We start from the raw sequence: 26,314 nt of genomic DNA, 5'->3' as shown, positions 1-26,314 counted from the left end.
CTAATTTCCTCCCTCATTATGCTTACTGCGATACTCCGTAGGGGACAGACCGGATTTCTTGACGAACCAGGCTGCGAAGTGGGACGCGCTGCGGAATCCAACTGCCTTGCCTACATCGGCAATGCCTGTATCCGTCTCTGTCAACAGCCTGCGGGCTTCCCCCGCGCGCAGATCATCCAGTCTGGCAGCAGGCGACAGGCCGGTTACCCGCTTGTAGGTCCGCTGCAGATGGAACGGGCTGACCTTCAGCTGCTCCGCCATCGACTGCAGTGTCAGCTTGCTCCCGAACTGCCCGTCCATAATGGCATCCGCCTGCGCCGCCAGCACGGCATCCGGCCTGAGGGTGCCGCCTTCTTCGGGGCGGCATCTTTTGCAGGGCCGGAATCCCTCGCGGACAGCCTCCTGCAAGGAGCCGTAGAATACCACATTGGCTGCCTTCGGCGTTCTTGCCCGGCAGGAAGGCCGACAGACAATACGTGTCGTCAGCACCGCTGTATAGTAAACACCGTCATAGGTCGGCTCACGCCGCACCACTGTTTCATATATACGCTCAAATAATTGCGGCTCCATCCCTCATCACCTCTTACCGCCAGTATAAACGATTCGTTTTGGCTTATGCAGCATATTGAAATAGGAGAGCAAGATTACGACAGTGGGCAGGGGTAGCGGCAGATGTAGATCGGCCTGAATCTGCACGCTTGCTGGCCTGCTGAAGCTATGGTGTTAAACACTTTGATCGGGTAGTGAATCGCGTGCCTCTACTTGCGGACTGAGAATCCGCTAATTTTCAAAATCAGGGCTTTTTCCGCACCATGCGGACTGAAAAGACCTTATCCCCTGTTGCAGGGGGCAATCTGCGGGGGAATCCGGGAAATAAAGACTCTGTAGTCCGCGACAGCTGCCCAGCAGGTAATTTCAGCAACATAACGGAACTGTAGTCCGCAAGCGGAGAAACTGCCCTGGCTTTTGTTCGCACCACATCCAGTCTGCAGCCCTCAATGTACAATTTGGTTGAAATACCCCTTATTCTATGCAATAATCACTGGCGATAAATAGAATTAAATTCCATTGAAATGTATAAGCTACGTCTCAATTTAATTAGGAGGACTCAGAGGCTAATGCACCTGAGGTCTGTGCCAGCTTCCGCATCCTGGGTTAATAATTCTCTGGCGGTAGAGTAGTCCTTGTTACCGAAGCGTTCATAGCGGATATCTGAAAGAGGTTCCCGTAAGGCTGTATACAGATGAAGATTTTCTTCCAGCCCACTCGTTGTATGCCACTGCTTTTCATGAAATGCGCGTCCGTGTCGGCTGCTTCCCGGGTTCGGTGGTTGCCCAGCCTAATGAGGGCAGACAGCTCTATGACAGCCTTGGGTTTCAGGAAACGCATCGTACGGAATATATGAGGAAAACGCTAGGAGTGTTTGAAAGTAAAATATGAACAGGAATTGGAGCGATGACAAACATGAGTAACCTGGGATCACGGAATATCAGTGTGGTAACGTTGTTCGTTGAGGATCTGCCGCAGACCATGGCGTTCTATCAGGAGGTCTTTGGCCTTGCCTATGTGTATGCGGACGAGAACTCGGCCGTCTATGATTTCGGCAATATGAGCATCAATCTGCTGCAAATATCCGAAGCCCCCGGGCTGATTGAGCCCGCTGCCGTTGCCAGCCGCGAGGCCGGATCACGGTTTCAGTTCACGATCCGCGTAGAAGATGTGGATGCGGTATGCACAGAATTAACTGCATGCGGCGTAAGCCTGCTTAGCGGGCCTATGAACCGGCCTTGGGGCATCCGCACAGCCAGCTTCGCAGACCCCGCAGGACATATTTGGGAGATTGCTCAGGAGCTGGTTTAGCTGAAGCTACGGATGGACAAATCAAAGCATTCCCGGTCAGGAACCGCTCTGACGGTTTCTCTACAATGAACTTGAAAGGAAAGGTGAGGATTTGGAGACGATCCGGCTGCTTCAGCAGGCGATTGATTATGTGGAGCAGAACTTGAGCTCCGCCATAGGAGTTGAGGATATCGCCGGAGCAGCGATGACCTCGAAATACCATTTTCAGCGGATGTTCCATGCCTTGACGGGCTTTACCGTTACTGAATATGTACGCAACAGGCGGCTGACGCTGGCGGCGGAAGAGCTGGCCGGAACGGACGGCAAGGTGATCGACATTGCGCTGAAGTATGGGTACGAGACGCCGGAGTCCTTCGCCAAAGCGTTTCAACGGGTGCATGGGGTAACCCCGAATATGGCGAAGAAACAGAACGTGAAGCTCAAATCGTTTCCCCGCATCTCCTTTCAAATTCAGATCAAAGGAGAAACTGAAATGAATTATCGGATGGTGGAAGAGAAGGGTTGCCTCGTCATTGGAAAAGAGGTTATCGTTCACAAGGATGCTTACACAGAAATACCCGCGTTCGTAGAGAAAATCTGGAATGATGGTACGCATGACCGGATTAACGAATGTGCCGGGAGACCCGCAGGTTCGCTGCTGTTCGGCTATTATTACGACTTCAATGAGGATGGAACGAAACGGTATCTGATGGGAACCGTGTTGCCGGAAGGACAGGACGTCCCGGAGGAGCTTGACCACCTGAGCGTGCCTGACCAGACGTATGCTGTATTCGATAGCCGTGATACGTATTCCGAGGACACTGAGATGGGAATGGAGATCCTGAATGTGTGGCGGAGAATTTATGCGGAGTGGTTCCCCTCGGCAGGCTTTGAGCAAGCGGAAGGACCGTGCATGGAGAAATACTACTGGACGGATGACAGCCATGAAGAATCGATCTGTGAGGTATGGATTCCTGTGGTGAAGAAATAACAATAATGCGTTCCTGACAAAGCCTCCCTATGCCCTGACGGCATCTGGAAGGCTTGTTTCTTTGCCCGTGTATTCTCAATCTTTAACATTCTCCTGAATTCACGTTATAATCAATAGATACAAATAAATGGAAGGAATGAATGACTCATGACTCTCTTAAAAAGGTTAGTTCCGGTCTGTCTGATCCTCTTATTCATATTTCCCAGTAGTAACCCCGCCTCCTCCGCTGCCAGCCCAGCCCAATCAACAACAAGACCTATCCAAGTCAACATCAACGGTTCTTTTATTTCCACCGATACTAATCCGTTTATTCAGTCTGGCAGAATCATGCTGCCAATCCGGGCGCTTGCTTCCTTAGGACTCCAATATTCATGGAATGCTACAGATCATACTGTAACGATCACGAATTCCTCCAAGGATATCTTCCGAATGACCCAAGGCCAGCCCATTGCTTATAAAAATGGACAACCTGTGCAAATGGACAGTGAAGCCAATAATTATAACGGGCGCCTCATGGTTCCGGCAAAGTTTGTCAGTGAGGCTTTTGGATACAGTGTGCATTATGAAAAGATAAGAGAAATTGTATTCATTCAATCCGGGAATTTCACTCGTGATCCTCAGGCCATTCATTCAGCGGATATACAGCAGGCCCGTCTGGCCGCCATTTCGTTGCCGGTTATGTACTCCTTTAAGCCTGGCACCAGTGCACAAAGTGATCAATCCGATTACTACCTGTATTCCTTTGCTTCTGATGACGCCACCCGCTACATTTACAGCAATGGAGAAATAACAACAGTCGTTGAGATCAAAGAGGGAACAGCAACAGCCGTATGGCAGGTTTCTGAGGCAGATATCCCCGGTTATCCGGCAACTACATTCGGCGGTGTGAAACCAGTGTATATATCCGAAATGTTTAAGGATTCTTTTAGTTTTAGCAACGGTGTTTATAGTGGTCATCACACCCTTAGTGATGGCACTGTACAAACATTTAAATACACAGGACTTAATTACGTTGATTTGATCCGGGCGATCCCGGAGTAAGGAACCTATATTCCAAAGTTAGCTCCCGGGAAAAGGGTGTACCGGTCCAGATATTTTGCAGTGTCCGGTACAATTTTCATGGATTTAATTTTCCCTTGTCCAAAAACAAAATTCCATCGTTCCACTTTCACCTTGTACTCATCTTCTGCAGTCACTCTCTGAACAATCCGCACAGTTAGGGTGGTGTCTGTACTTGCAACAGCCTTCATATCAACAATCGTTCCCATATTGTACGTACCTATTGGAAAGCTTTCGTTGTAGATGTCAGTCTTAAAATCAGGCGTAACTACATCGAGAACTCCTTGATGGTCTCGTTCGTCATAAGCCATAATCCATCTGTATGCTAAGTTCCGGTTTGCTACATAAGCAACGTTGCTGCGCTCCATTCCGAAATTCGGATCAGAATCTACATAAACGGTTTTACTTCTATTGTCCCACTGAATACTGGCGTCAAATCCTTCTGAAATGGCCCGAATCGGGACATAGACCGTACCATTAATAATCTTAAGCTGAGTCTGAATTTTCACTTGATTACCATTTACAATTATTTTTGGAGCTACTGTAGCCGCATAGGCTCCCGCACTAAACACTAGGGTCAAGGCCAATCCTGATATTCCTATTTTCAATAGTTTTTTCATTTTTAATCTCTCCAAGGATGATAGATTTCTATATTTAGACGCTAATCAATCATATTTGTTTCTATAAAATCAATTTTATGTAAAATGTAGATTGATTGCAGCCATGCCTTTTTCCAGCTCTAGCCTAATCACAAAAAAGCCCCCGGAGCAGCCGTAATAGCGTCCGGAGGTTTAAAAGAACATAGATCTCAATCACTTATATGTGTATTAAATATGTTGTTATCCGATGTCTTACACCGCTGCTTCTTGAATCTTAGCATCTATAGGACCCTCTGCTGCGGGCGGGTTCTTCTTCTTCATGTAATCAGAATAGTAGGCAGTAATGATTGGAACAAGAATGGACGTCACGATAACCGAGGCGGCTACCAGCGCCGTGGCTGTCTGGGCTGCGGGCAGGAATTCCGGCTTCATGTTCGCCACCAGCATAGGGTTGGCGACAGCAGCTCCGGCAGTACTGGAGGCAGCAAGTCCGGCGGTGCCGTTACCGCGGCCGATGAATTTGTCGGCCAGGATCAGCGGAACACCTGTAATAATGATAACCACTACACCAAGCAGAATGCCGAGCAGGCCAGTGTCAACGATAACGCCGAGGTCAATCGAGCTGCCCAGTGCGAAGCCGAAGAACGGAATGAGTGTCTGGGTGGCTTTGCCGAAATAAGCACGCAGGTCATGATCCAGGTTACCCAGGATGAAGCCGATCAGGAACGGAAGCACAGCCCCGATGAAGAGATGCGGTTCGAATACGGCAACACCCGTGCTGCCCAGAATAAGCATCGTTACGAGCGGGCCGGATTCAAGTGACATCAGCACGAATGCTCCGGATTCTTCTTTGGTACCATACTGCTGCATGATGGAAGCGTACAGGCCGCCGTTGGTCATATCCATTGCGGATATAATGGCGAGAACCGATAGTCCGGCGAAGAAGCCGGTTTGTACACCGCCCTCAGGCAGGAACTGGATAGCGATTACAGCAACAACCCATGCTACAGCAATCTTGGTCAATACTAGCGTACCTGATTTGCGGAGTACCGTTCCGGTTGCTCTTACATCAATTGCTGCCCCCATACAGAAGAACCATACGGCCAGAATCGGCACGGTTCCTGTCATCAGGCCTTTGGTGAAGCCTCCGAAATATTCACCTGCATCAGGAAAAGCGGTGTGAATGATCGCGCCCAGGAACAGTGGAACCAGCATCATTCCGCCGGGAATCCGATCTAATGTCTTTTTGATTTTCATATGATTACCATACCTCTCTTACTCATATTGAGTTTATATAATATTGAATATTATGATTATTTTTCCTTATGAAGGCGCAGCAAACCAGCCCCAGCAAATTCCCCGTTCACTACAATCCTGCTAGTCAGCAAGCGGGTTTCCTGAGATTACTTTGTCTGATGGCGCTTTCACACTTCGTACAGCTTACCTGCGGCTTAGCCCGAGCTCCGGGATCATTTTGGCGAATAAATCATCGCTTTCCTTAAGCTGTTTCGAGAAGGCTTTGCCGTCCTTCACCAGCAGTCCAAGTCCGTTCGACTTCATATATTCGCGGAAAGCTCTGTCCTCGGTCCCTTTGATAAATGCCCCGGCCAACACTTCCGCAATGGCATCGGGCGTATCCTTCGGCACAGCCAGCCCTCTCCATGTACTGGTGAAGTTCACATGTATTCCGGTCTGCTCTTCCAGAGTCGGCACATCCGGCAGCGCCTCTGAACGTTTATCCGCGTTAACCGCCAGTGTCCGCAGCTTGCCTTCATCTACATACTTCTTCACCTCGGCGGGACTGACCGGCACCGCGTCCACGAATCCGTCCATCAAAGCGGAAACGGCTGGCCCTGCACCTTCAAAAGGAATATGTGCAAACTTCACACCTGTCTCCCGTTCCAAGGTTACGGCGGCCAAATGCCAAATGCTCCCCGTTCCTGCGTTTCCCATTTTGAGTTCCTCTGGATGCGCTTTCGCAAAGTCGAGAAATTCATTGACGTCTTGCCATGGCGCGTCCTGTCTAACGGTAATGGCGGAAGGATCGAAATTCGTCTGTGCGATGGGTTTGAACTTCTCATAGGTAATCGGCAATAGTCCCAGATGGGGAAGAATCGTCAGCTCGGCCGGCAAAAAAGTGACGGTATAGCCATCACCCTTAGCGTTCGCGCCTTCCATCAGCCCTACAGAACCTCCGCCGCCTGTCCGGTTGACCACAATAATCGGCTGGCCCAGCACCTTCTCTGTCGCTTTGGCGAGTGCTCTTGCCGTGGTATCTGTTCCTCCGCCTGCCGCATAGGGCACGATCAGTGTAATCGGCCGTTCGGGAAAATCGGTGCTGACATTCTTGTGATCTGCATCGCCCGTCAGTTGAATGAAGGTTCTAAGGATTAACAGAACCGCGAGTACCGATGCCGTCCAGATTCCTATTTTGGTTGTCCGCTTCAAAACCATCCCTCTTCTCTATTAACCGTAATCGGGCAGCCTGCTGAATCTTACGCTGGCCCTGCGCCCGCTGCTTCACCCCCGAATTCTCTGAGCATCAGCCTACCTTCCGGGAAGCTGTGAAAGTTTTCTCAAATAGAACTTTATCGCATTCGGGGGTGTTCCTTCAATCGTATAATCTTATTCTGTATCCTCAGAAACGCCGGAATGGCGCGGTTTTGGCCGATCTGCATACTCTTTGGAAGATTTGCTGTTCTCCCGGAACTTGCCCGGAGTTGTTGATTTAATCTTGCGGAATACCCGGATGAAGCTGTTCTCATTCTGGTAGCCGACCTGCAGCGCAATATCGGCGACCCGCAGGGTGCTGTCCAGCAGCAATTCACAGGCTAGATCAATTCTGAGGTTGGTCAGATAGTCATAGACTGTCGTTCCGGTCTCTTCCTTAAAGATTGTACTCACGGAAGACACACCCATATTCACATGGGAGGCGATATCCTGAAGTCCGATATTGAACTGCAGATTCTCTTCCATATACTTGATCAGATTCTGTACGAGCAGGAACTCCTTCGATTGCCGGTGTGCTCCGAACGCCCCGGCCATATGAACGGCAATGCTGCATAGCATGTCCTCAATCTCATGAAGCTCCATCGTCGACACCTGATGCCGGGTGTAGTCAGCCAGCTCGGCAGGCAGCGGGTATCCGCCGGCCGCTGCCATATGCAGAATTTCCTCCAGCAGGTCATCGACGGTGCGGAATACTTTTTGCGGCTGAATTCCTTTCTTACGCATCTCAGCCGACCATCTGCGGATCCACTCCTGCGCAGCCTGGGCGTCCGAAGACTTCAGGGCACTCAGCATTTCCTGTTTCCAGGCATCATCAGCCGGTCCGCTGCTCTCTTCATATGTGTTCTCCGCATGTGAATACACACGGACATGGGCATAACCTTCATATAACCGGTAGGATACAGCCAGCTGCGCCTCTGAATAGGAACTAGGCACCTGGGCAATGGACGCAGCCTGCTCGCCGATACCAATGGACACTGATATATTCAGCACTTCATGAATAAGGCCGGCCAGCTTACGGGCATCTGCATATAACTGCTTCTCTTCGCGGTCTTTCGCTTGCAGCAATACGACCAGACTGTCTTTCTGCGGTGCCGCGATGACGGTCCGCCACGAAGCTTCGAAATACTCGTGAACCATGTTGATCATCGCGTATTTGAGCAGCATCTGATCTTCTTCTATGAACCCCGCCGCCCATTGGGTATGCCGGTCTATGGACAAGGCGAGCGTCTCGAACGGACCTTCCGTCCAGCCGGTAAAATAATGTTCGAACTTCGTCTGCGTCTCCTGTGTGCCGATACTTCGCGTAATCAGGTCCTGCACGAACTTGGAACGCAGTTCAGGAAGGCTCCAGTCCGCGACCAGCGATTTACTCCGGAAATCACCGACCAGCTTGCCGATGACCGGCTCCAGATCATACAGCCCGCCTTGCCCCGCCGCCTTCTGTTCAGGAAGCAGCAGCTTGTTAATCCGCTTGAGCGGCCGGAAGGCAGCGAAATTATAATAATAAATAGCGGATAGACCTACGGCAATCGAGATCAGGGACAGCATCAGCATCATATTGCGTGCGATCTTCACATTCTTCAGCAGCTGCTCCATCGGCACCAGCGAAATTAGCCGCCAGCCGGTCACATTGGAGAAGGTCTGATTAGCCATATAGGCCTGACCGCCGATCCGGACATGGGCAAACGGGCTGACATTAATATCCTTCAGTACGTTCTGCATGTCCGCCAGCGGGAACGGAAGGTTCAGCTTGGGATAGATCAGCTCCCCCTCCAGGTTATACACCAGCTGATAGTTCGAGAGATGGGTATACATTTTGGAGAAAAGCATATCGTAATCGAGATCGATCAGCACAGCCCCGGTCACTTCCCCGTTCTCTACAACCGGCCGGGCCAATGACAGCAGCTCTGTTTCCCGGAGACGGGAGTCGGTGCCGGTGTACAGCCTTCTTTTGATCAGAAGCGGCTTCTCCTTAATCTCCCCGATCCAGGACTCCCAGGCATGCTCCGGCGCATGCTCCCAGGATGATACGTAGCCGAAGCCGCTGGAGAGGACGGAATGATCCTTAAACTTGATCACGCTGATGGCATGCACATCCGGCTCTGTCGCCAGCGTCTTGAGATATTCCTGCGGCTCTGCGGCAATGCCGGCATTGTCCCCGGTAGCGGCTTCTATATATTTCAGTACGGCCGGGTGAAAGGATAAATCGACCGCTTTGTTATCCGATTCGCGGAAGGCCCGGTTCGTCACATCTACGTTAATCTGCAGCAATTCGACATTCGGTGTATTGAGCTCGGTATCCAGTGCGTTGCGGTACTCTCTATAGGAGAATAACCCGATCAAAGTGATCAGAAGCGAGACTCCTGCCGTCAGCATCAGAATCAGCCGGTTTTGTTTGTTGTTCAGCAGATATTTCAATTTAAATCGCAGCATTTCCTTAACTTCATCCTTCCAGCGTTCTCTCTTGGTCCAGACCTTAGAGTAGCATGTTCACCTATACTTCAATATGGAGCATGTCATACCCTTTAAGATTTTAAGCATTTACGGATAAAATACGCAGAAATGATATAATGAAAGGAATGATTCTATCCGAGACGAAGCTGCCGACCTGTTTGCAGGGGCAGTACGGTTTCAACACCAATCTACTACAGGAGAACGATTGCGATGCAACCAAATTATGCCATGGATGATGCCGAATGGGACAAGCTTATTTCGGATGTGGCCCGGATTTTTGATGATCTGACCCTTAAACGGGGGTTTCAATATTATAAACAAAAACGCGTGCATGCCTTCCAGATGAGGACGGACAGGAAAATCATGTCCATCGTTGAAGGCCGGGAAGATTATATGGTTGCCGCCCAGCTGGAGCATCTGCTGGAAAGCCACTGCGACTGTCCGGTATCCGGCCCGTGCAAGCATATCGCCGCTGTGCTGATGTACTACGCAGAGCTTCAGGGCAAACCTGTACATTCGATCGCCAATGCCAAGGCACTTGTGAACATTCCCAAGATCCCTTCAGCTCCTGCTCAAGGAGTTCCGGGACGGCGCGGGGAACAGCTGAAGAAGCTGGAGGCGCTTATTCCAGAAGCCACTGTGCAGCAGTGGCGTGAATACATGGCAATCCTTATAGAACCCCTGGTCCATACTGTGCGAAATCCGCAGTATGCCGACCGGGCGCTGGCCGCCATCTCCGGGGTCCGCCCCAAGCTGTCTCCCGCTGCCGGCCAGCTGTTCAAGCTTCATACCCGTCTCTGTGTACTGGAAAGCTTAGTTAAGCCTGGAGGACAGCCGCTGGCGGCGAACCTCTCCTCACTTGGTTATTCTGTCGGCTACTATACCTCGATTGCGATTTCCGAGCTGCAGAAGCATATCACAGACATGATGAAGAAGAGCCTGCCGCTGGCGGAGGCCCCTGAAGAATGGCCCAGAGTATACGATACAATCGCCTATCTGCGGGGCGAGATGCTGACGGAAGCCCGCGACCGTTCGCGGGATCAGCCCTACTTCTCTTACTGCTATAACCTGCTGTGGACCCATTGGATTACGCCGAATCTAAGCGGACCGGAGCTGTATGCCGAAGAGCTGGAGCACCTGCGGACGGCCGGACAAGCTCTGGGGGCTGCAGCCTCACGCCATGCCCGTCTGCTGGCCGAGAGCCGGATGTATTATTCTCTGCATGATGATGCTGCCGCCATGGAACAGCTGCGTGCAGCAGCTGAGCGGCCCGGACTGCACCCGGAGGAACTGATAAGCTTCCTGCCCCCGCTGGCAGAAGCCCGGCAGTGGACACGCCTCACGGCATGGCTGGCGGAGATTGGCCCGCTGCTCAGCAGCCGGCTGTATAATCTGCAGGAGTACGCCGGGTACTGGGATGAAGCAGTCCGTCATCTGCCCGAAGCCGAGCCCCGGATGTGGGATACGCTGGCCGGTATGCTGCCGCTATCGCGCGAGATCTATGAAGAGCAGCTGCTGACCTACGGCAAATGGCAGGAATGGATGGATATGCAGTTATCGGCCGGGCGGCAGCCTGCCGACTTCCGGGTCAGTGACCTGCAGCCGGTGGAGAAGAATGCGCCGGAGCTGCTCCTGCCGTTCTATCATCAGGCTGTGGAACGATTCGTGCTGGACAAAAACCGGCACAGCTACAAAGCAGCGGTGAAGCTGCTGAAACGTCTGTCCAAGCTGTACAAGAAGCTGAAACGCGAAGCACGCTGGGAGGAATTCCTCCAAGCCTTCACGGACCGGCACAGCCGGCTGCGCGCTCTTCAGGAGGAACTGCGGAAAGGAAAACTAATTCCATGAACACAATGATGCGCAATATTACGGTCCAGCTCGCCTTAAGCCAATATGGCGACGCGCTGATCTACGGTGTAGATGACCGGGATGATTATATACCCGGCGTCCAGTTGAAGCAGAAGCTGTTCGCCTGGCATGAAGAATCCTTCTATGGAACGGAGCTTACTACTTCGAAGGCGGATGAAGTCGAGCTCGTGGTGCTTCCTGCCGAGCAGGTGATTCCGTTCTTCGCCAGCCTGCGGCTGCTCCGGCATGTCGGCTGGAGCTGGCAGGGTGATGCCCAGCTCTTGAAGCGGCTGGCCCCGCTGCTGGCAGGAATGCTGGATAACAAGCAGTATGCGCCCAGCTTCTCCGCCTACCGGGAAGGCCAGCTCCGCTGGGCCTGGGAGGAGAAGCTGCTGGCTGAAGCCGCCGAAGGCAACTGGGACGATGCGGCGGCGCTGCACAGTCTCCAGGACCGCAGCGGGTTCGCAGAAGGTCTGCAGACCGCCTTCTCTGCGGCGGTCTTCCAGCGCTATTACGGCACCGATGCGGAAGCCGGTGACCTGCGCAGTGAGTTCCCGCTGCTGTTCAGCGCTAGCCGCAGCAGTGCGGCCGGGATGGACGAAGACAGCTGGCTGATGTCCATCGGCTGGAAGGCAGACACCGCGCCGTTCCGGCCGGTGCTGCAGCTGCTTGAACCGGACGAAGAGCTGCCGCACTGGCGGCTCCAGCTGCTCCTGCAGGACAAGCGCGACGAGTCCGCGCTTGTGCCGCTGCGGCTCACCGGGGACGGCGAGCCGCATGGCCTGTGGCCCGCATCGTGGACGCCTCACGTCCACGAGCGCGCGGCCGGGTGGCTGTCGCGGCTGCGTGACAGCCTTCCGGAGCACATCGGGCGCGGCGCCGATGTGCTGGCTGAACCGCTTAGCGACGCGGTCGCGTGGCGGTTCCTCACGGCCGACAGCCGGCTCCTGCTGGAGGCCGGCTGGCAGGTGCTGCTGCCGGCGTGGTGGGAAGCCGCCAGCCGCAGGAAGCCGCGCCTGCGCGCGAAGATCAGCTCCGGCACCGCCGAGGGCCGCGGGCAGTCGCTGTTCGGCCTCGATGCGCTCGTCGACTTCGACTGGCGCATCTCCATCGGCGACGCCGACCTGTCCGAGGCGGAGTTCGCCGACCTCGTCGCGCGCGGGGAACGCCTCGTCCAGTTCCGCGGCAAGTGGATTCCGCTGGACCCTGCGCTGCTGGCGCAGATTCAGCGGGCCATGGCCGGAATGGACAAGTCACGCGGCTTGTCCTTCCAGGATGTGCTGCAGCTGCACCTGCTGAACAGCGGTGCGGACGCTGACGCGGAGGAGGCCGAAGCGCAGCGCGCCGAGGAAGAAGCAGCCCGCGTCCGGCTGGAGGTCGAGCTGAACGAGCATCTGGTCGGAATCATCGGCCAGCTTGGACAGCGCAGCCAGTGGCCGAAGCCGGAGGTTCCCGCCGGCCTCCATGCCGAGCTTCGCAGCTACCAGCATGAAGGCTATGCCTGGCTGGTGTTCCTGCGCCGCTTCGGCCTTGGCGCTTGCCTGGCCGATGATATGGGCCTCGGCAAGACGGTGCAGCTGATCTCCTACCTGCTCCACTTGAAGGAGCAGGAGGCGGAAGCGGAAGCTTCGGGCGCACCGGTAGCCCGGCGGCAGACAGAGCCGGCCGGCTGGCCTTCGCTGATCATCTGCCCGACCTCCGTGCTCGGCAACTGGCAGAAGGAGCTGCAGCGTTTCGCCCCTTCCCTGAACGTGATGCTTCATTATGGAAGCAGACGGCTGGATGCCGGATATTTCTACGGCGCTGCTTCGCAGGCCGATGTGGTCCTCACTTCCTATGCTACCGCCGCGCTGGACCAGGAGCTGCTGAAGCAGTTCACCTGGGCGGCCGTCTGCCTTGATGAAGCGCAGAATATCAAGAACGCCGGAACGAAGCAATCCGCCGCAGTGCGCAGCTTCCCGGCCCTGCACCGGATTGCCCTGACCGGAACGCCAATTGAGAACAGGCTGTCCGAGCTGTGGTCAATCTACGATTTCATCACACCGGGTTATCTCGGCAGTCCGAAAGGGTTCCAGGACCGGTTCGCTAACGCCATCGAGAAGGAGCGGAATGCCGAAAAAACCGCAGACTTGCAGCGGCTGGTCAAGCCGTTCATGCTGCGCCGCAAGAAGAAGGATCCGGCCATTCAGCTCGATCTTCCGGATAAGAATGAAATGAAAACCTACATTAATCTGACAGCAGAGCAAGCGGCGCTCTACGACCAGAACGTGAACAGCCTGCTCGAACGGATGCAGAAGCTGGAGGGTATTGAACGCAAGGGAGCCATTCTGGCCGCCTTGACCAGCCTTAAGCAGCTATGCGACCATCCAATGCTGCTGACCAAAGAGGCGCTGCCCGAGCCGGAGGCCGGAGACGTTCTGGACACCAGCGCCTTGATTGAACGGTCTGCGAAGCTGGAACGGTTGCTGGCCATGGTCCGCGAGCTGCGCGAAGAGAATGAGCGCTGCCTGATCTTCACCCAGTATGTCGGCATGGGCAAGATGCTGCAGGCAGTGCTCCAGCAGGAGCTGCAGGAACCGGTGCTGTATCTGAACGGCAGCACCCCGAAGAGCACCCGTGACCGCATGATTGAGCGGTTCCAGGCCCCCGCACTGCCTGCCAGTGAAGCCGATGCCGCGTCCGGGTACCAGCCGTCCGATCAGCCGAATGTATTTATCCTCTCGCTCAAAGCGGGCGGTGTCGGTCTCAATCTGACCGCCGCCAATCATGTCTTTCACTTCGACCGCTGGTGGAATCCGGCGGTGGAGAACCAGGCCACTGACCGTGCCTACCGCATGGGCCAGACCCGGGACGTGCAGGTGCATAAGTTCATCTCGCTCGGCACACTGGAGGAGAAGATTGACGAGATGCTGGAGAGCAAGCAACAGCTCAGCGACGATGTGATCTCCGGCTCCGAGGGCTGGATCACCGAACTGTCTACGGACGCGCTGAAGGATCTGTTTACGCTGCGGAGGGAATGGGTCGGTTAACTAAATTCACCACTGCTCTATCATTCTAAAGGTTGCAGCCAGATTGTCTTCCCCGGCTAGTGAGCTGACCACCAGCGTGATTGGCTCCTGCTGCATGTCGTGGAGCAGCTGCTGATTTACCAGATTCATGGCAACATTCTGGTACGCACCCGATATGCCTGAGCCGTTTCCTTGAGTGATGACCCTTCCACCAGTAACAGCAGTACATGTATAGTTCACTTGCAGGGTGGTTTCAGTTACAGGAATAGCTGTAGTCGGCGTAGGATAGTTCACAAAGGCTCCGTTTACGCTTCCGCCGGCGATCACTTTATAGCGGATGGGGGGGTGAGGCCAGAATCTCCAGTCCATCCGCTTTGATCTCGGTAGCCACTGCTTCAGGAATGGTCACTGCGGGACTTCTGCGGAAGCTGATGGCCGCGAAATCGTTATCAGTAACGGTGATATTGCCACGGAATTCCGAAGTGATCCGGCTTACAGCAATCGGCAGCAGAGGAACGGGAATCCAGACCCCGCTGCTGTCAATCAGGAACACACGGACACGAACCTGCTCCTGTGAGTACACTACATTGAATAGGAAAAACGTCTGTGTCACATTATATATTTTGGTTACGACTTCCCTGTAATTCAACTCGGATAGCTCCTGGGCGAATAGCGCCGCTGGACTTACAATCAGTATTCAGCCCGGTTAAATAGACCACTCCTCTGGAGGTTCCATTGTTCACTACTTTTACGACCGCTTGACTGATAGGCCCTGCTCCCAAGGTAGGGTTCTTTGTTAACATGTTGGTTGTCAATACAGGCACAGCTCTTCACCCTCCTATTCAAGCTATTTCATATATCATATGCCGAGCAGATTTGAAGTTTCTGGTTTATTGACAGCGGGAGACACTCCACAGCCCTCAGACGCTTCCGTAACTGGGCGCAGTTGCCATTTTATACCCGCTGTGCTAAAATCAACTTAACTTTTTTAGAACGGAGGGCTCAGTGTGATAGACTATATCCGGATTCGTAACTTACGCGGCTAATTACAGCTTCATAGCGCGAAAGCTCTGCCTTGTGCAGAGGACTCAGGATAGGTCTATCCATTTTTAGAGGCAGCCCATAGCTTGATCTTATACGCGGGACAACAGGATGATTTATAGCGTGAAGTCTATAAATCCCCTTGTATTTGAACGGAGAACCGAGGTTGCTCCGCCCGGCCCGCTTATGCCTTTAGGAATTGCATCCCCATAGAGAATATACTGAACCGCAGCCCGGCATGGCCGGAATAGAGAACTATTCCTCCCTAACACTGCCGGTGCTTCGCTTCATATTATTTATGGGAGTGCCATAGCTGTAGAGCTGTTTGTTATTGGTGTAACGGCTCTACAGGACCCTATTCTGTTGTTCCTCACAATCCTTTTAGCACAGGCAGTCTGCCTGTGCTTTTTTATGTCCAAATTTAATCATGGAGGTTGAACTATATATGGAATCCATACAACAAAAAGCAGTCATCGTCGGTGTACAGCTGCAGAATGACAATAACTTCGATTACGCCATGGAGGAGCTGCGCAATCTGGCAGCTGCCTGTGATATTGAGGTCGTGGCTGAGCTCAGCCAGAAGTCCAGCCGGGTGAACCCCTCGCATTATATTGGAACCGGCAAAATCCAGGAGCTGGCACTGCTGATGGAGCAGCATGATGCGCCTATCGTTATTTTCAATGACGAGCTGTCGCCGTCCCAGATCCGTAATCTGGAATCAACGCTTGACCATGAGGTCATTGACCGGACGATTCTGATTCTGAACATCTTCGCGCAGCGGGCCAAAACCAAGGAAGCCCAGCTGCAGGTGGAAGTAGCACAGCTCCAGTACATGCTTCCCCGCCTGACGGGCTTGCGCGAATCTCTGGGCAGACAAGGCGGCGGAGGCGGGACCGGCCTGAAGAACAGAGGGGCCGGGGAGACGAAGCTGGAGCTGGACCGCAGAAGAATTGAGGAGCGCATCTCCGTCCTCCAGACAGAGCTGCAAGCACAGGTCTCAAGGCGCCAGATTCAGCGTAAGCAGCGCCACAAGAATGAGGTGCCTGTCGTTTGTCTCGTGGGCTACACCAATACCGGCAAGTCTAGCTTAATGAATACGCTGGTGGAGACCTATCATCCCGGCTCGGGCAAAGGGGTCTTCGCCAAGGATATGCTGTTCGCCACTCTCGAAACATCGGTGCGCAGTATCGAACTGCCCGATCACAAAACCTTCCTGCTGACAGATACCGTCGGGTTCGTCAGCCAGCTGCCCCATCATCTGGTCAAGGCCTTCCGCTCGACACTGGAAGAGGTCACGGAAGCGGATCTGCTGATCCATGTGGTCGACATTTCCGATGCGCAGCATGAGCAGCATATGGCTGTAACGGATGAGACCCTGAAGGCGCTGGGCGCTGACGGCATTCCCACCCTGTATGCTTACAACAAAGCCGATCTGACGGACCAGCCTTATCCGCAGGTCCAGGAGAATTCTGTAACGCTCTCTGCGCTGAAGAACCGCGGAATTCCCGAGCTTACGGCGCTGATCCGCAGCCGGATCTTTACTGATTATATTCAGTGTGAGATTCTGGTCCCGTTCGACCGGGGCAGCATTGTTTCTTACTTCAATGAGCATGCCGATGTGCAATCCGTCAGCTATGAAGAGCAGGGCACACGTCTTAAGCTGGAGTGCCGGGCCGCTGATTATGAGCGGTTCCGGAGTGATTTTGTTGAGCTTTCGCAATAGAATCTTCTCTATGTAACAGGAGCAGGCCCCGGTAACTCTTACCGGGCCTGCTCCTGCTGTTGTATATGGAAGCACCGGAAGCAGTGAATACTTCCAGCAGTAAACTCCGTAAGGACCCGCGGACAGCCGATCTGTCCGCCTTATTTTGCCGGACCGGGATTTAATTGAAGCAAGAACCCTCCGTCCCTTCCGCTGCTGTTCACCCGCAGCGCCCTGCTGTCATCCGTCATCTCCAGGACCGGTTCAGCATAAACCTCTTCTTCCTCCTCCGGCTGTACCTCCAGCGAGAATACCAGCGCCGCCTGCTGTAGAGTGGTGAAATCAATGCTTCTGCGCGGACCCGTATAGAGAATCATATCGATATTTATGCTGTCTTCCGCGTTATGAATTTCCCACGCCCAGCTGCGCACCGCGCCTGCATGCCCGCTGAACGCCGCGAACCAGGTCGTCAGATTAAACGCAGTTTCCCCAATGATGATGCTCGCCCCTTCTTCCGTAGGTCCGGCGATGATCCCATCCAGGCACCCGCCAATCTCCAGCCGCAGCCGTAGATCAGCGGCCTCAATGATGCCCCCGGTCCGGTCGAGATTCGGATGAGTATCGCCGCCGTCCGTAATGAAATCTACACCGAACAGCAAATGTCCTGCTTCCTGCAGCGATTTGAAGCGTGCAGAGCAGTAGTCATAGCCGTCATGCAGGCAGCGGAGCCGAATATAGGCCGGCTGGCCATGATTGTCAACATAGACCACCAGCGGCCGTCTTTGATTCCACAGATCACTATGTGTGAAGGAACCGATACTAAACTGCGGGGTCATATAAGTGACCGCCCATTTGCCGCCGTCCATTTGCCCCTCCCCCTCCCCTTGCCCATCCAAGAGCTGTCTTACTTCCTTCGTCTCAGGAACCGTGAAGCCAGCCAGATAAGCAGGCGGGCAGTGGATGCCGCTCCTATACCATTCTTCCTCGTAGGGCAGCTCCTCCCGGGGGAAGAACCTCACCGCTCCTCCCGTCGCCATTTGCAGAAAAGCCTTGCTCTGCTCATTCAGCAGCGCCCCGTAACTGCGGGAATGCGGCCCGGACCACTGGGCCGTGACCGGGTGATAATAACCCGCGACGGTCTTCCAGGTCAGCTCAAGCAGTTCTCTGGTCAGTGCTTTGACCGCGCTGTCCGTGGTCTCGGACTGAAGCTTCGACAGCTCCAGAATGGCAATATAGGTATAGACCGGACTGTTGTATTCCTGAAAAGCCCCATGCTGCATGGTATGGGCGTGCAGCTTCCGAAGCCGCTCCAGACCGTATGCCGCATAATCCTCACGCCCCAATTGCTCCCCGGCAATTCTCGTAACAAAAGCTCCAATAATCGCAATATTGGTATAGTCCGGACCCACATTCCGCCTGATAATCGCCTCGCAGGCATAATCGATGGACCGGAGCACATCTTCCCTCAGATCGTCCGGGAAGCGGTGGCCGTGGCGTGCGATCGCCTGAACCAGCCGGCTGCCGCAGAAATCGGCCCAGTTCCAGTCCGGAGGGGCCATCTGGTGCAGCGGCTCCTCATAGAACCAGGACCAGATCCCGAAGGTAGCATGGCTCCGGTCGGTATCCTGCAGGGAGATCACCTGCCGGATGATATCGAATGCCCGCTGTTCATAACGGGCCAGCTCCGTATCAAGCAGTCCGAGTGCATAGGAGAGGGAATCTCTGGTGGAATGGATGAACTCCGCCTGCTTCAGGGTTGTATGATAACCCGGGCTGCTGAACGGGGAACGCAGCATGCAGATGCCCGGATCATAGCGGGACTCCAGTCCGGACATTTTATGAATCAGCAGCTGCTGATGGTTCATCTCTTTATTTACAGGCTCTGCGGTTTCCTTCACGGTCATCTTCCTCCCTTACCTTCAGAGTTCAGCGGAACCGCCTGCGGCAGGTGTTGCGGGTGCTGGTGATTCAGCGCCTCTGTCAACAGCTGCATCACCAGTCCCTGACCGTACAGCGCCGGATACCTCTCAATGGCGTTGTACGCTTCTATTGAAGGCATTACCGGGGTGCCTCCCGAGACTCCCTGCACCTCGCCGTCTTCACGGATAAGCGGCAGGATTCCTTCAAGCGCCTTTCCGGCACTCTCCAGATAAGAATCATCCAGCAGGCCGCCCTTAACCGCCTTGAGGAAACCGCAGGCGATGCCCGCGCTGGCCGACGTCTCCTGGTAATAATCCGGCCTGTCGAGCACAGTATGCCAGAGTCCATTCTCTCCCTGAACCTGCCGCAGGGCGGAGGCGAGCGTACGGTAGCGGCTGTAGAGTTCTTCCGGAACGGCAACGGTGTGCCGGGTCTCCGCCGCAATCTCCGGAACGGCCAGCGTAACCCAGGCGTTGGCCCGGGCCCAGCGGGCAGCCGACATATGGCTGCCGTCCCGGCAGTTCCAGCCGTGGAACAACAGTCCCGTCACCGGGTCCTGCAGCAGGCGCAGATGCAGCAGGGTCTGCTGCAGGGCGGCCTCTGCAAGCCCGCGGTCGCCGGTCAGCCCGGTAAGCCGTGCCAGGAACAGCACGGCCATATACACCGTATCCGCCCACACCTGCTCCGGGAAGTCTACAGCCTCCGTCACAGTATGCTCCAGCGCCCCTTCCCGGGTTCGCGGCGCAGTCTCCAGCATCCAAGAGGCAATTTCCTGAGACCTGCTTAGAAACCAGGTGTCCCCGGTCAGCCGGTACAGCCCAGGAAACAGAGCATATGGAGCCAGGGAGTTGATGACCCGAACCCCCTCTGCCTTACGCTTATTCCGGTTCACCCAGAGCAGCAGATAATCAATTACCTTGTCTGCGCCGGTGGCAGTTCCGTATGCCATCAAGGAGATTACACCAACGCCGGGCACCCAGTCCCAGTGATGAATATCCATCCCCCAATTGCCCTGATGCCGGACGGAACTCATATATTTGAAGATAAGATCCAGCTTCTCTTCTAACTCCTGTTTTGTATTCAAAACGTCCGAAGCCTCCTTGAACCGTGATAATCCTCGAAATCCGCTTTGACCGGAGAGTTGCCCTGAAACGGAATTTCGCCAAACAGCGCTTTGACCGTAAGCTCTACCGTATCCTCATGCAGCGAATAAGCATTCACCAGCGTATCGAGGAATGGAATATCCTGCAGCAAATACGGCGACGCAAATGAAATGCCGACCGGCTTGATCGTCTCTGCATGCTGCATGGCCCAGATGGCTTTGGCCGCTTCACCTACCGGACGGGCCGTATTCATCATGCCGTGCAGCGGCAGGAAATAAGGGGCAAAAGCAGCGTCCCAGGCCACCCCGGACAGCTCCCATTGCCGCAGTGTAGTTAGCGGTTCGAATTCATCGAGGATATCGACCTGCAGCCCTCTTGCCTTAAGCTGTTCAACGAAAAGATTCATCCGCTCATATTTGCGCCCCTCCGTCACCTTGTTCAGCATGATCACCAGCACTCGGCGCACTGTCTGCGGATTCAGAGGCAGCTGGCCGGTCCGGTTGCGGACCAGCGTAATGCAGCGCCCGGCCAGCGCCCGGCTGAATTGTCTAACCTGCCGGTCCAGCCCGGGCGGCAGCTTATCCTCCAGCAGCGGCAATGCCAGCCCGTCTTCTCCCGCAGCGCCGGTAAACTGCATTCCAAGCCGGGCCTTCATCTCCAGAATCCGCCGGACGCTGGCCTTCAGCCGTTCCCGGCTTACCCGCCCGTCTGCCACCGCCTGATCCATCACCGCAAAATATCTCACGCCCGGCCAGAGCAGCACATCCGTGCCGCAATTGAAACAATCGATCATACGCTTCTCATAATCTCCCCAGGCCAGAAACCCGCCCATATCCAGCGCATCCGACAGCACCACCCCATCGAAGCCCATTCGTTCCCGGAGCAGCTCCGTAGTGATATGCTCCGATACGGTTGCAGGCACAGGCTTCACGGCAGCATCCTCGTCTTCAATCCAGGGAAGGGAAATATGGCCGGTCATATAGGACATCACCCCCTGATCGATGATTCTCTGAGCCACATGTCCATAAGTGGAGAACCATTCCTCTTCAGATAAGCTGTTAATCGTAGTAATGATATGCTGATCCCTGTAATCCACCCCGTCTCCGGGAAAATGCTTGGCGCAAGCCGCGATGCCATAATCCTGCATCCCGCGCATGACGGCTGCAGACAGGCGTGCCGCCCGCCCGGCATCATCCCCGAGACAGCGGGTAGTAATGACGGGATTCATCCAGTTCAGCAGAAGATCAACCCCCGGTGCCAGCGCCCAGGTGAAACCGGCTGCCCGGCCTTCCAACGCTGTATATTTACCGTATTCATAAGCCAGCGCTTCATCATCGGCTGCAGCAAGGGCAAGAAGGGGCGGGAAGGCTGTGAGGCTTTTGACTGCAGAGCCGGCCCCGAATTCCAGATCACCGGAGAACAGCAGCGGGAACTTGCTGATTCTCTGCAGCATCACGGTCCAGTCCCGGTAATCCTCCGCTTTACCCGCAGCCTTCTGAATGACCTCTCCGCCGATAAAGAAGCTGCCCACCGGATATTGTGCCAGATACCCGCGAAGAGCGGCCTCGTCATCCCCCTTGAACGGCAGTCTGCCTGCATGATCCTGCATAGTTTGCCCGATGAGCTCCCGCAAGCTCATAGCCTCCAGCGTGCGCTCTACCCAGTCCTGCTCTTCCTTGCTTAGCGGCCTCTGCATAGTCCCGATTCCTCCCGGTAATTTCTATTCCAAGTGTACCGAAAAGCGGGACCGCTCTAAATAAAGCCAACTATAATATAAGTTCAAAATTCTATAATCACCTCACAAAGCGGGTCTTAGCTTCGGTGATTACTCAGCTTTCGGCCGGGACCCTAAATAAATACTTATACAAAAACAAAATCACCCTAACGGGTGATTCATGCTGGAACTTATACAGCTTTGCGGCTTGTGCAGCTTGTGCAGATTGTAAGTCCACTTCACATAACTTCATTCAGACTACTTCCCGGGCTGCCCCGGTGAAATTATGGCACTAATGCTACTCATTCCGTCCCCCTGCCTACTTTCGACATATTCAAGGGCACTAATGCCCCTCATTTCCTTCTGCTGCCTACTTTCGGCATATTCAGGGGCACTAATGCCCCTCATTTCCTTCTACTGCCCACTTTTGGTGTATTCAGGGGCACTTCTGCCCCTCATTTCCTTCTACTGCCCACTTTTGGTGTATTCAGGGGCACTTCTGCCCCTCATTTCCTTCTGCTGCCCACTTTCAGCGGATTCAGGGGCACTAATGCCCCTCATTTCCTTCTACTGCCCACTTTTGGTGTATTCAGGGGCACTTCTGCCCCTCATTTCCTTCTGCTGCCCACTTTCAGCGGATTCAGGGGCACTAATGCCCCTCATTTCCTTCTACTGCCCACTTTTGGTGTATTCAGGGGCACTTATGCCCCTCATTTCCTTCTGCTGCCCATTTTCGGCGGATTCAAGGGCACTTCTGCTCCTCATTTTCTCCTGTCGCCCATTTTCGGCGGATTCAGAGGGATCCCTGACACAGGACACATTCGTCCTCCAGACGGATACCATGATTACCCTGAAATAGAAACTCCCCGCCGCTTCACACTTCAAAGCACACGGGGAGTATAAGCCTTCATTCATGAGCCCAGGTCTGCATTAATCCGCCCCTCAGTAAACGCAAGCCTGTGCCCCACTCCGCCCGTCAGGGCAGACTGATGAGCAGGGCCTCACTTAATTTGTTATTCTCCTTGTTCATCTCGACATACCGCCAGATATCATTCACAAAGAAGCTGATGGTGAAGCTGCCAATGGTCGGCACTGTCCAGCGGGGCGTTCCCTGGGCGCTGCTGTTGGCTGTTAATGTGATCTCTTCGCCCGGCTGGATCACGCTGGTGTTCGTGTCCGACCAGGATACAACCCCGCCATTCACCGAGAAGGCGCCGCCGGTGATCTGTCCGACTCCGGTTGATGTGTTCAGCGGTGTAGGGCGGACGCCAATGTTCTTCACTTTGGCCCAGAAAATCAGCGAATCCCCCAGCTGCGGAGTGCTGTGCGCCGAAGGGCTGCCGTCGCTGTTCACGATATCCCAGCCGATATCCGTCACGGTCAGATCCGGCCCCGGAGCCGGCAATACCGATTCATAGCTCTGGAACTCCAGTCCGCTCACCATGACTTTTCCCTGAGTGCCTGAAATTTCAATCCGGTGCAGACCATACTCCAGGCCCGTCAGCTCATAGACGATTTTATGATCCCCCTCAAGTCCGGCCTGCGGAATCACTATCGTCTCCATATATTCGCCGTCGACATAGACGTCAGCACTGCCCATATCGCTTTTGATATCCGATCTCCAGCGGACGCCGGTGCCGTTAAAGCTAAACCCTGCCAAAGCATCCGTTCCATAGGTCACATGGGAGACCCCATTCGGCGCGGTCTCGAACCCGGTATAGTCGATGTAAGTATGATTATGCGCAACAGGGTACCACGCGGAGACCGGAACATACAGCCCCTCTTCCAGCCTGAAATAATCGATATTGGCCCCGTTCCCTGCCGAGGTGAAGCTGATTGTGTTATAGCCTGCCTGGAGTGTAATCCCATACTGCCGTGCGGTTATATTGGCAGTCCAGCTTCCTGTTGAGGGCAGCGTAACTGTGGACTGTTTCACTCCGTTAACGAGAATATTCTTCTTCGATTCCTGATTGGAAGCGTATGCAATAGTTAAGGTGTAGCTGCCGCCGTTCGCGGAATAGAAGCCCTGAATGGCGAGTCCCCCGCCATGTGTCTGCTCGACCACCTTCCCTCCCGAGGCGCTGCTGTTATTGCTGGTCTTCAGCGGCAGGGTAAAGGAGGTAGCTTCCGCCTCGAATTTGGCCGGATCTCCCGTGACATGCGGCGTAACCGGCATTACCGGTGTGGTGGCGGATACAGCCGTGCTGAGCGGCGATACATTGCCGGAGTCATCCACCGCTTGAACCGTGTAGCTATAAGTGGTCTGGGGGTTAACGGTATAGTCACTCCAGAAGGTAAGGCGTCCAGGAACATTGATTACCGGGACCGCTCCGCCGTCACGGTACACATTATAGCTGACTACCGCATCGTTGTCCGAGGAGGCATTCCAGGTTAGCTTGATTTGTTCATGACTTACTGCTACTGCCGCCGGACTGGCCGGAGCAGATGGCAGGGTGTTCTCCTTCTCATCCAGAATATACTGGACAGTTTCGCCCGCCTCTAATGTAACCGTTTGCATAATATAAGGCGTTGCTGTTAGCTGGACCTTCGAATGTGCTTCAGCATAGGTATCTCCTGCACCGAAGCGTTCCCCCGTATACGTTCCGCTGGACGGCATCGCAACCCGTACCTGCATGGTTACCGGCGATTTCTCAAAGTTGACGAAGTTCAGCAGAATTTTATCGGACGAAGCGCCTATGGCTGTAACCCCCAGCGCCGAGGTATCCACTGCGCGGAAATAAGCCTTTTGCCCGGTTAATGCAGCCGCATTGAGAACTTCGTAGCTGAGCGGGCTTCCATGGGTCGCATAAGCGGCGGCCAGTCTGCGGAACGTCTTCAGCCGGGTCTCCCCGGATTCATTGATATTGGCCGGCACTGCTGCCGTATCCTCATAGCGGTGCGTATTCCAGTTAATCGCGGAATCGAACAGCCCAAACTCCGTCCCGTCATTGAAGAAGGCGGCGTGCTGCATAATATGATCTACATAGCCGATATCCCCCCGCAGCTCCCGGTCAAAAGCTGAGGCGAACCTGTACGCATACGTTCCATATTTCGTATTGTCGGAATGATTGTCATTGCTGCCGGTCTCACTCATCGCCATTTCTTTGCCAAAACCCTCATCCGCTTCGCCATAAACACGCAAATTCTCATACAGGCTTCCGCCCGGCAAGGGTTGAACCCCGGTGCCGCCATAGCTGTGGCCGTTGGTCACATCCGACAGCGCTTCAATCGCTGCCCGCTGGCTGGCATCCCGCTCCCAGCCGTCGGGAATTCCGTTATACGGCCAGTACGCCCAGCCGGGGGCAACAATCTTCAGGTACGGCTGGCTATTGGTCTGCCTTTCCTCATCCATCAGCTCATGAAGCGCAAGCACCGCCTTCTGTGCCCAGCCGAATAATCCCGGCTCATTGCCCGTTTCCGCATACTGGTACAGATCGCCGAATTTGCTGACGAACCCGGCATAATAGCTCCGCAGCGCTGAGCTGATGGTTCCGGCGGCCAGTTCACTATTGCTCTTCCAGTTCCCGCCGATGATATTGACCATCGGCTCCAGATTAAGATCGCGCAGCGTCTCCAGATAAGTCCGCCCCAGCGGGTCCCAGCCTGCGCTGGTATCGGACCAGAAGGAGGTGCGCATCCAGTTGCCGCTGTAGGCTATGCCCAACCACTTGGTCATTGGCGCCAGATGGCGGATTGCATTCTCGTCATACCTGAAGGTGGATGCGGCAATTGTGCTTCCCAGATGAATATACCGCCCGTGTATAGGCTCGGCGGCCTGCTCCTCCAGCGCATCCAGCCTGAAATAATCCCACTCAAACCACAGATACCTGTCCCCGTCATAACCGGGAGACTGCGGATCTGCGTATAACCCCCGGTCAACGGTGAGCTTAAGCTCATTCTGCCCTATCTTCAGCTGTTCTTTGGGAATGTAGAGCTTATAGGTCTGCTTCCATGTGCGCGTAAGCGGAGTCTCTCCATCATTCAAGCCGGTAATCTGAATAAGCCCGCTGAAGCTGCCGTTTGCGAATACGGCCAGCTGCGGAATAGCGGTGCTTGCATCTATAACCTTGAAGCTGAACTCCACGCCGTAGAGAGGGATTTCGGTTAAATTAAAGGTGAGATTCATGGTACCGTTGTGGTCTGCTTTCATGCCCTTGGAGAGGGTATTCCAGCTCATGGGATTTGCGGGGAGGGTAATATTCTCACTGTACACATCTTGAAATACCGTAAATTCTGCCGAGCTGTTATCCTGCTCCCCAACCTGCCAGAGCAGCGTGGGCGGCTGATAGGTATCCTCTGTGACCGTCCTGTCATAGGACGATTCAGCGGCAGGCAGCGACAGCACCGCAGGTGACTTCATTTCTTGTACAGCAGTCAGTGCCGCTGGCGGTCCGGCGGACAGAATTCGCCCGCCAGGCGCCAGAACGGACATCAGCACCAGAACAGTAATGAGCAACTTGCCTGTTATCTTCTGTTTTCGCACATTAACACCCTCTTCTTGAGAATAAGATAAGGGCTCCCCAAA

At 54.4% G+C, this 26,314-nt stretch carries 17 protein-coding genes; 6 read left to right on the top strand and 11 right to left on the bottom strand.

From position 1 onward, the window contains the following. Complete coding sequence (locus R50912_RS01445; protein ID WP_042231806.1) at positions 1-570, bottom strand: bifunctional transcriptional activator/DNA repair enzyme AdaA; 570 nt, start codon at positions 568-570, stop codon at positions 1-3. Positions 571-1,464: 894 nt separating this feature from the next. On the opposite strand from R50912_RS01445, the gene R50912_RS01440 reads away from it, so the two are divergent. From R50912_RS01440 to R50912_RS32985, 3 genes are all read left to right on the top strand, one after another. After that, positions 1,465-1,860, top strand: a complete 396-nt coding sequence (locus tag R50912_RS01440; protein WP_042231804.1) for a VOC family protein — start codon at positions 1,465-1,467, stop codon at positions 1,858-1,860. Positions 1,861-1,951: 91 nt separating this feature from the next. Next, a complete protein-coding gene (locus R50912_RS01435; RefSeq protein WP_042231803.1) occupies positions 1,952-2,830 on the top strand; it encodes an AraC family transcriptional regulator in 879 nt (292 codons plus the stop codon). A 147-nt stretch (positions 2,831-2,977) separates the two neighbouring features. Beyond that, positions 2,978-3,871, top strand: coding sequence for a copper amine oxidase N-terminal domain-containing protein (locus R50912_RS32985; RefSeq protein WP_081956338.1), 894 nt, complete (start codon positions 2,978-2,980; stop codon positions 3,869-3,871). 5 nt (positions 3,872-3,876) lie between these two features. Here the strand turns inward: R50912_RS32985 and R50912_RS01425 are convergent, their stop codons facing one another. The 4 genes from R50912_RS01425 to R50912_RS01410 all read right to left on the bottom strand — a co-directional run bounded on the left by R50912_RS01425 (position 3,877) and on the right by R50912_RS01410 (position 9,432). Then, entirely contained in the window at positions 3,877-4,509 is a 633-nt protein-coding gene (locus R50912_RS01425; RefSeq protein WP_042231801.1) for a stalk domain-containing protein, read from the bottom strand. Between the two features lie 231 nt (positions 4,510-4,740). Continuing rightward, positions 4,741-5,745, bottom strand: coding sequence for a 2-keto-3-deoxygluconate transporter (gene kdgT, locus R50912_RS01420; RefSeq protein WP_042231799.1), 1,005 nt, complete (start codon positions 5,743-5,745; stop codon positions 4,741-4,743). 183 nt (positions 5,746-5,928) lie between these two features. After that, on the bottom strand, positions 5,929-6,942 hold the full coding sequence (locus tag R50912_RS01415) for a tripartite tricarboxylate transporter substrate binding protein (protein ID WP_042231796.1): 1,014 nt from the start codon (positions 6,940-6,942) through the stop codon (positions 5,929-5,931). 171 nt (positions 6,943-7,113) lie between these two features. After that, positions 7,114-9,432: a helix-turn-helix domain-containing protein gene (locus tag R50912_RS01410; protein WP_042231794.1), complete on the bottom strand. Its 2,319-nt coding sequence runs from the start codon at positions 9,430-9,432 to the stop codon at positions 7,114-7,116. A 231-nt stretch (positions 9,433-9,663) separates the two neighbouring features. Here R50912_RS01410 and R50912_RS01405 point away from each other — a divergent pair, with 231 nt between their 5' ends. Both R50912_RS01405 and R50912_RS01400 read left to right on the top strand, forming a co-directional pair. Next, the gene (locus tag R50912_RS01405; protein ID WP_042231792.1) at positions 9,664-11,301 is read left to right on the top strand and encodes an SWIM zinc finger family protein; all 1,638 of its coding nucleotides are present in this window, start codon (positions 9,664-9,666) and stop codon (positions 11,299-11,301) included. Then, a complete protein-coding gene (locus tag R50912_RS01400; RefSeq protein ID WP_042231790.1) occupies positions 11,298-14,330 on the top strand; it encodes a DEAD/DEAH box helicase in 3,033 nt (1,010 codons plus the stop codon). The genes R50912_RS01405 and R50912_RS01400 overlap by 4 nt, the downstream gene beginning before the upstream one ends. A 6-nt stretch (positions 14,331-14,336) precedes the next feature. Here the strand turns inward: R50912_RS01400 and R50912_RS01395 are convergent, their stop codons facing one another. Together R50912_RS01395 and R50912_RS01390 are read right to left on the bottom strand one after the other, a co-directional pair. Then, positions 14,337-14,603, bottom strand: a complete 267-nt coding sequence (locus tag R50912_RS01395) for a hypothetical protein (protein WP_197073023.1) — start codon at positions 14,601-14,603, stop codon at positions 14,337-14,339. A 34-nt stretch (positions 14,604-14,637) separates the two neighbouring features. Beyond that, positions 14,638-14,958, bottom strand: coding sequence for a hypothetical protein (locus tag R50912_RS01390; RefSeq protein WP_042231786.1), 321 nt, complete (start codon positions 14,956-14,958; stop codon positions 14,638-14,640). Between the two features lie 837 nt (positions 14,959-15,795). Here R50912_RS01390 and hflX point away from each other — a divergent pair. Continuing rightward, on the top strand, positions 15,796-17,073 hold the full coding sequence (gene hflX, locus R50912_RS01385) for a GTPase HflX (protein ID WP_042231784.1): 1,278 nt from the start codon (positions 15,796-15,798) through the stop codon (positions 17,071-17,073). Between the two features lie 140 nt (positions 17,074-17,213). Here hflX and R50912_RS01380 read toward each other — a convergent pair whose 3' ends face one another. From R50912_RS01380 to R50912_RS01365, 4 genes are all read right to left on the bottom strand, one after another. After that, entirely contained in the window at positions 17,214-18,950 is a 1,737-nt protein-coding gene (locus R50912_RS01380) for a DUF8769 domain-containing protein (RefSeq protein WP_042231780.1), read from the bottom strand. 2 nt (positions 18,951-18,952) lie between these two features. Beyond that, positions 18,953-20,056, bottom strand: a complete 1,104-nt coding sequence (locus tag R50912_RS01375; RefSeq protein WP_231637757.1) for a glycoside hydrolase family 88 protein — start codon at positions 20,054-20,056, stop codon at positions 18,953-18,955. After that, entirely contained in the window at positions 20,053-21,771 is a 1,719-nt protein-coding gene (locus tag R50912_RS01370; RefSeq protein WP_042231778.1) for a glycoside hydrolase family 3 protein, read from the bottom strand. The genes R50912_RS01375 and R50912_RS01370 overlap by 4 nt, the downstream gene beginning before the upstream one ends. 994 nt (positions 21,772-22,765) lie before the next feature. Then, complete coding sequence (locus R50912_RS01365; protein ID WP_042231776.1) at positions 22,766-26,272, bottom strand: carbohydrate-binding domain-containing protein; 3,507 nt, start codon at positions 26,270-26,272, stop codon at positions 22,766-22,768. Between the last annotated feature and the right edge of the window lie 42 nt (positions 26,273-26,314).

Source organism: Paenibacillus sp. FSL R5-0912 (assembly GCF_000758605.1).
Lineage (GTDB): Bacteria > Bacillota > Bacilli > Paenibacillales > Paenibacillaceae > Paenibacillus_AQ.
Note: the sequence above shows the minus strand (reverse complement) of the source record. Positions and strands in the feature narration are given on the sequence as shown.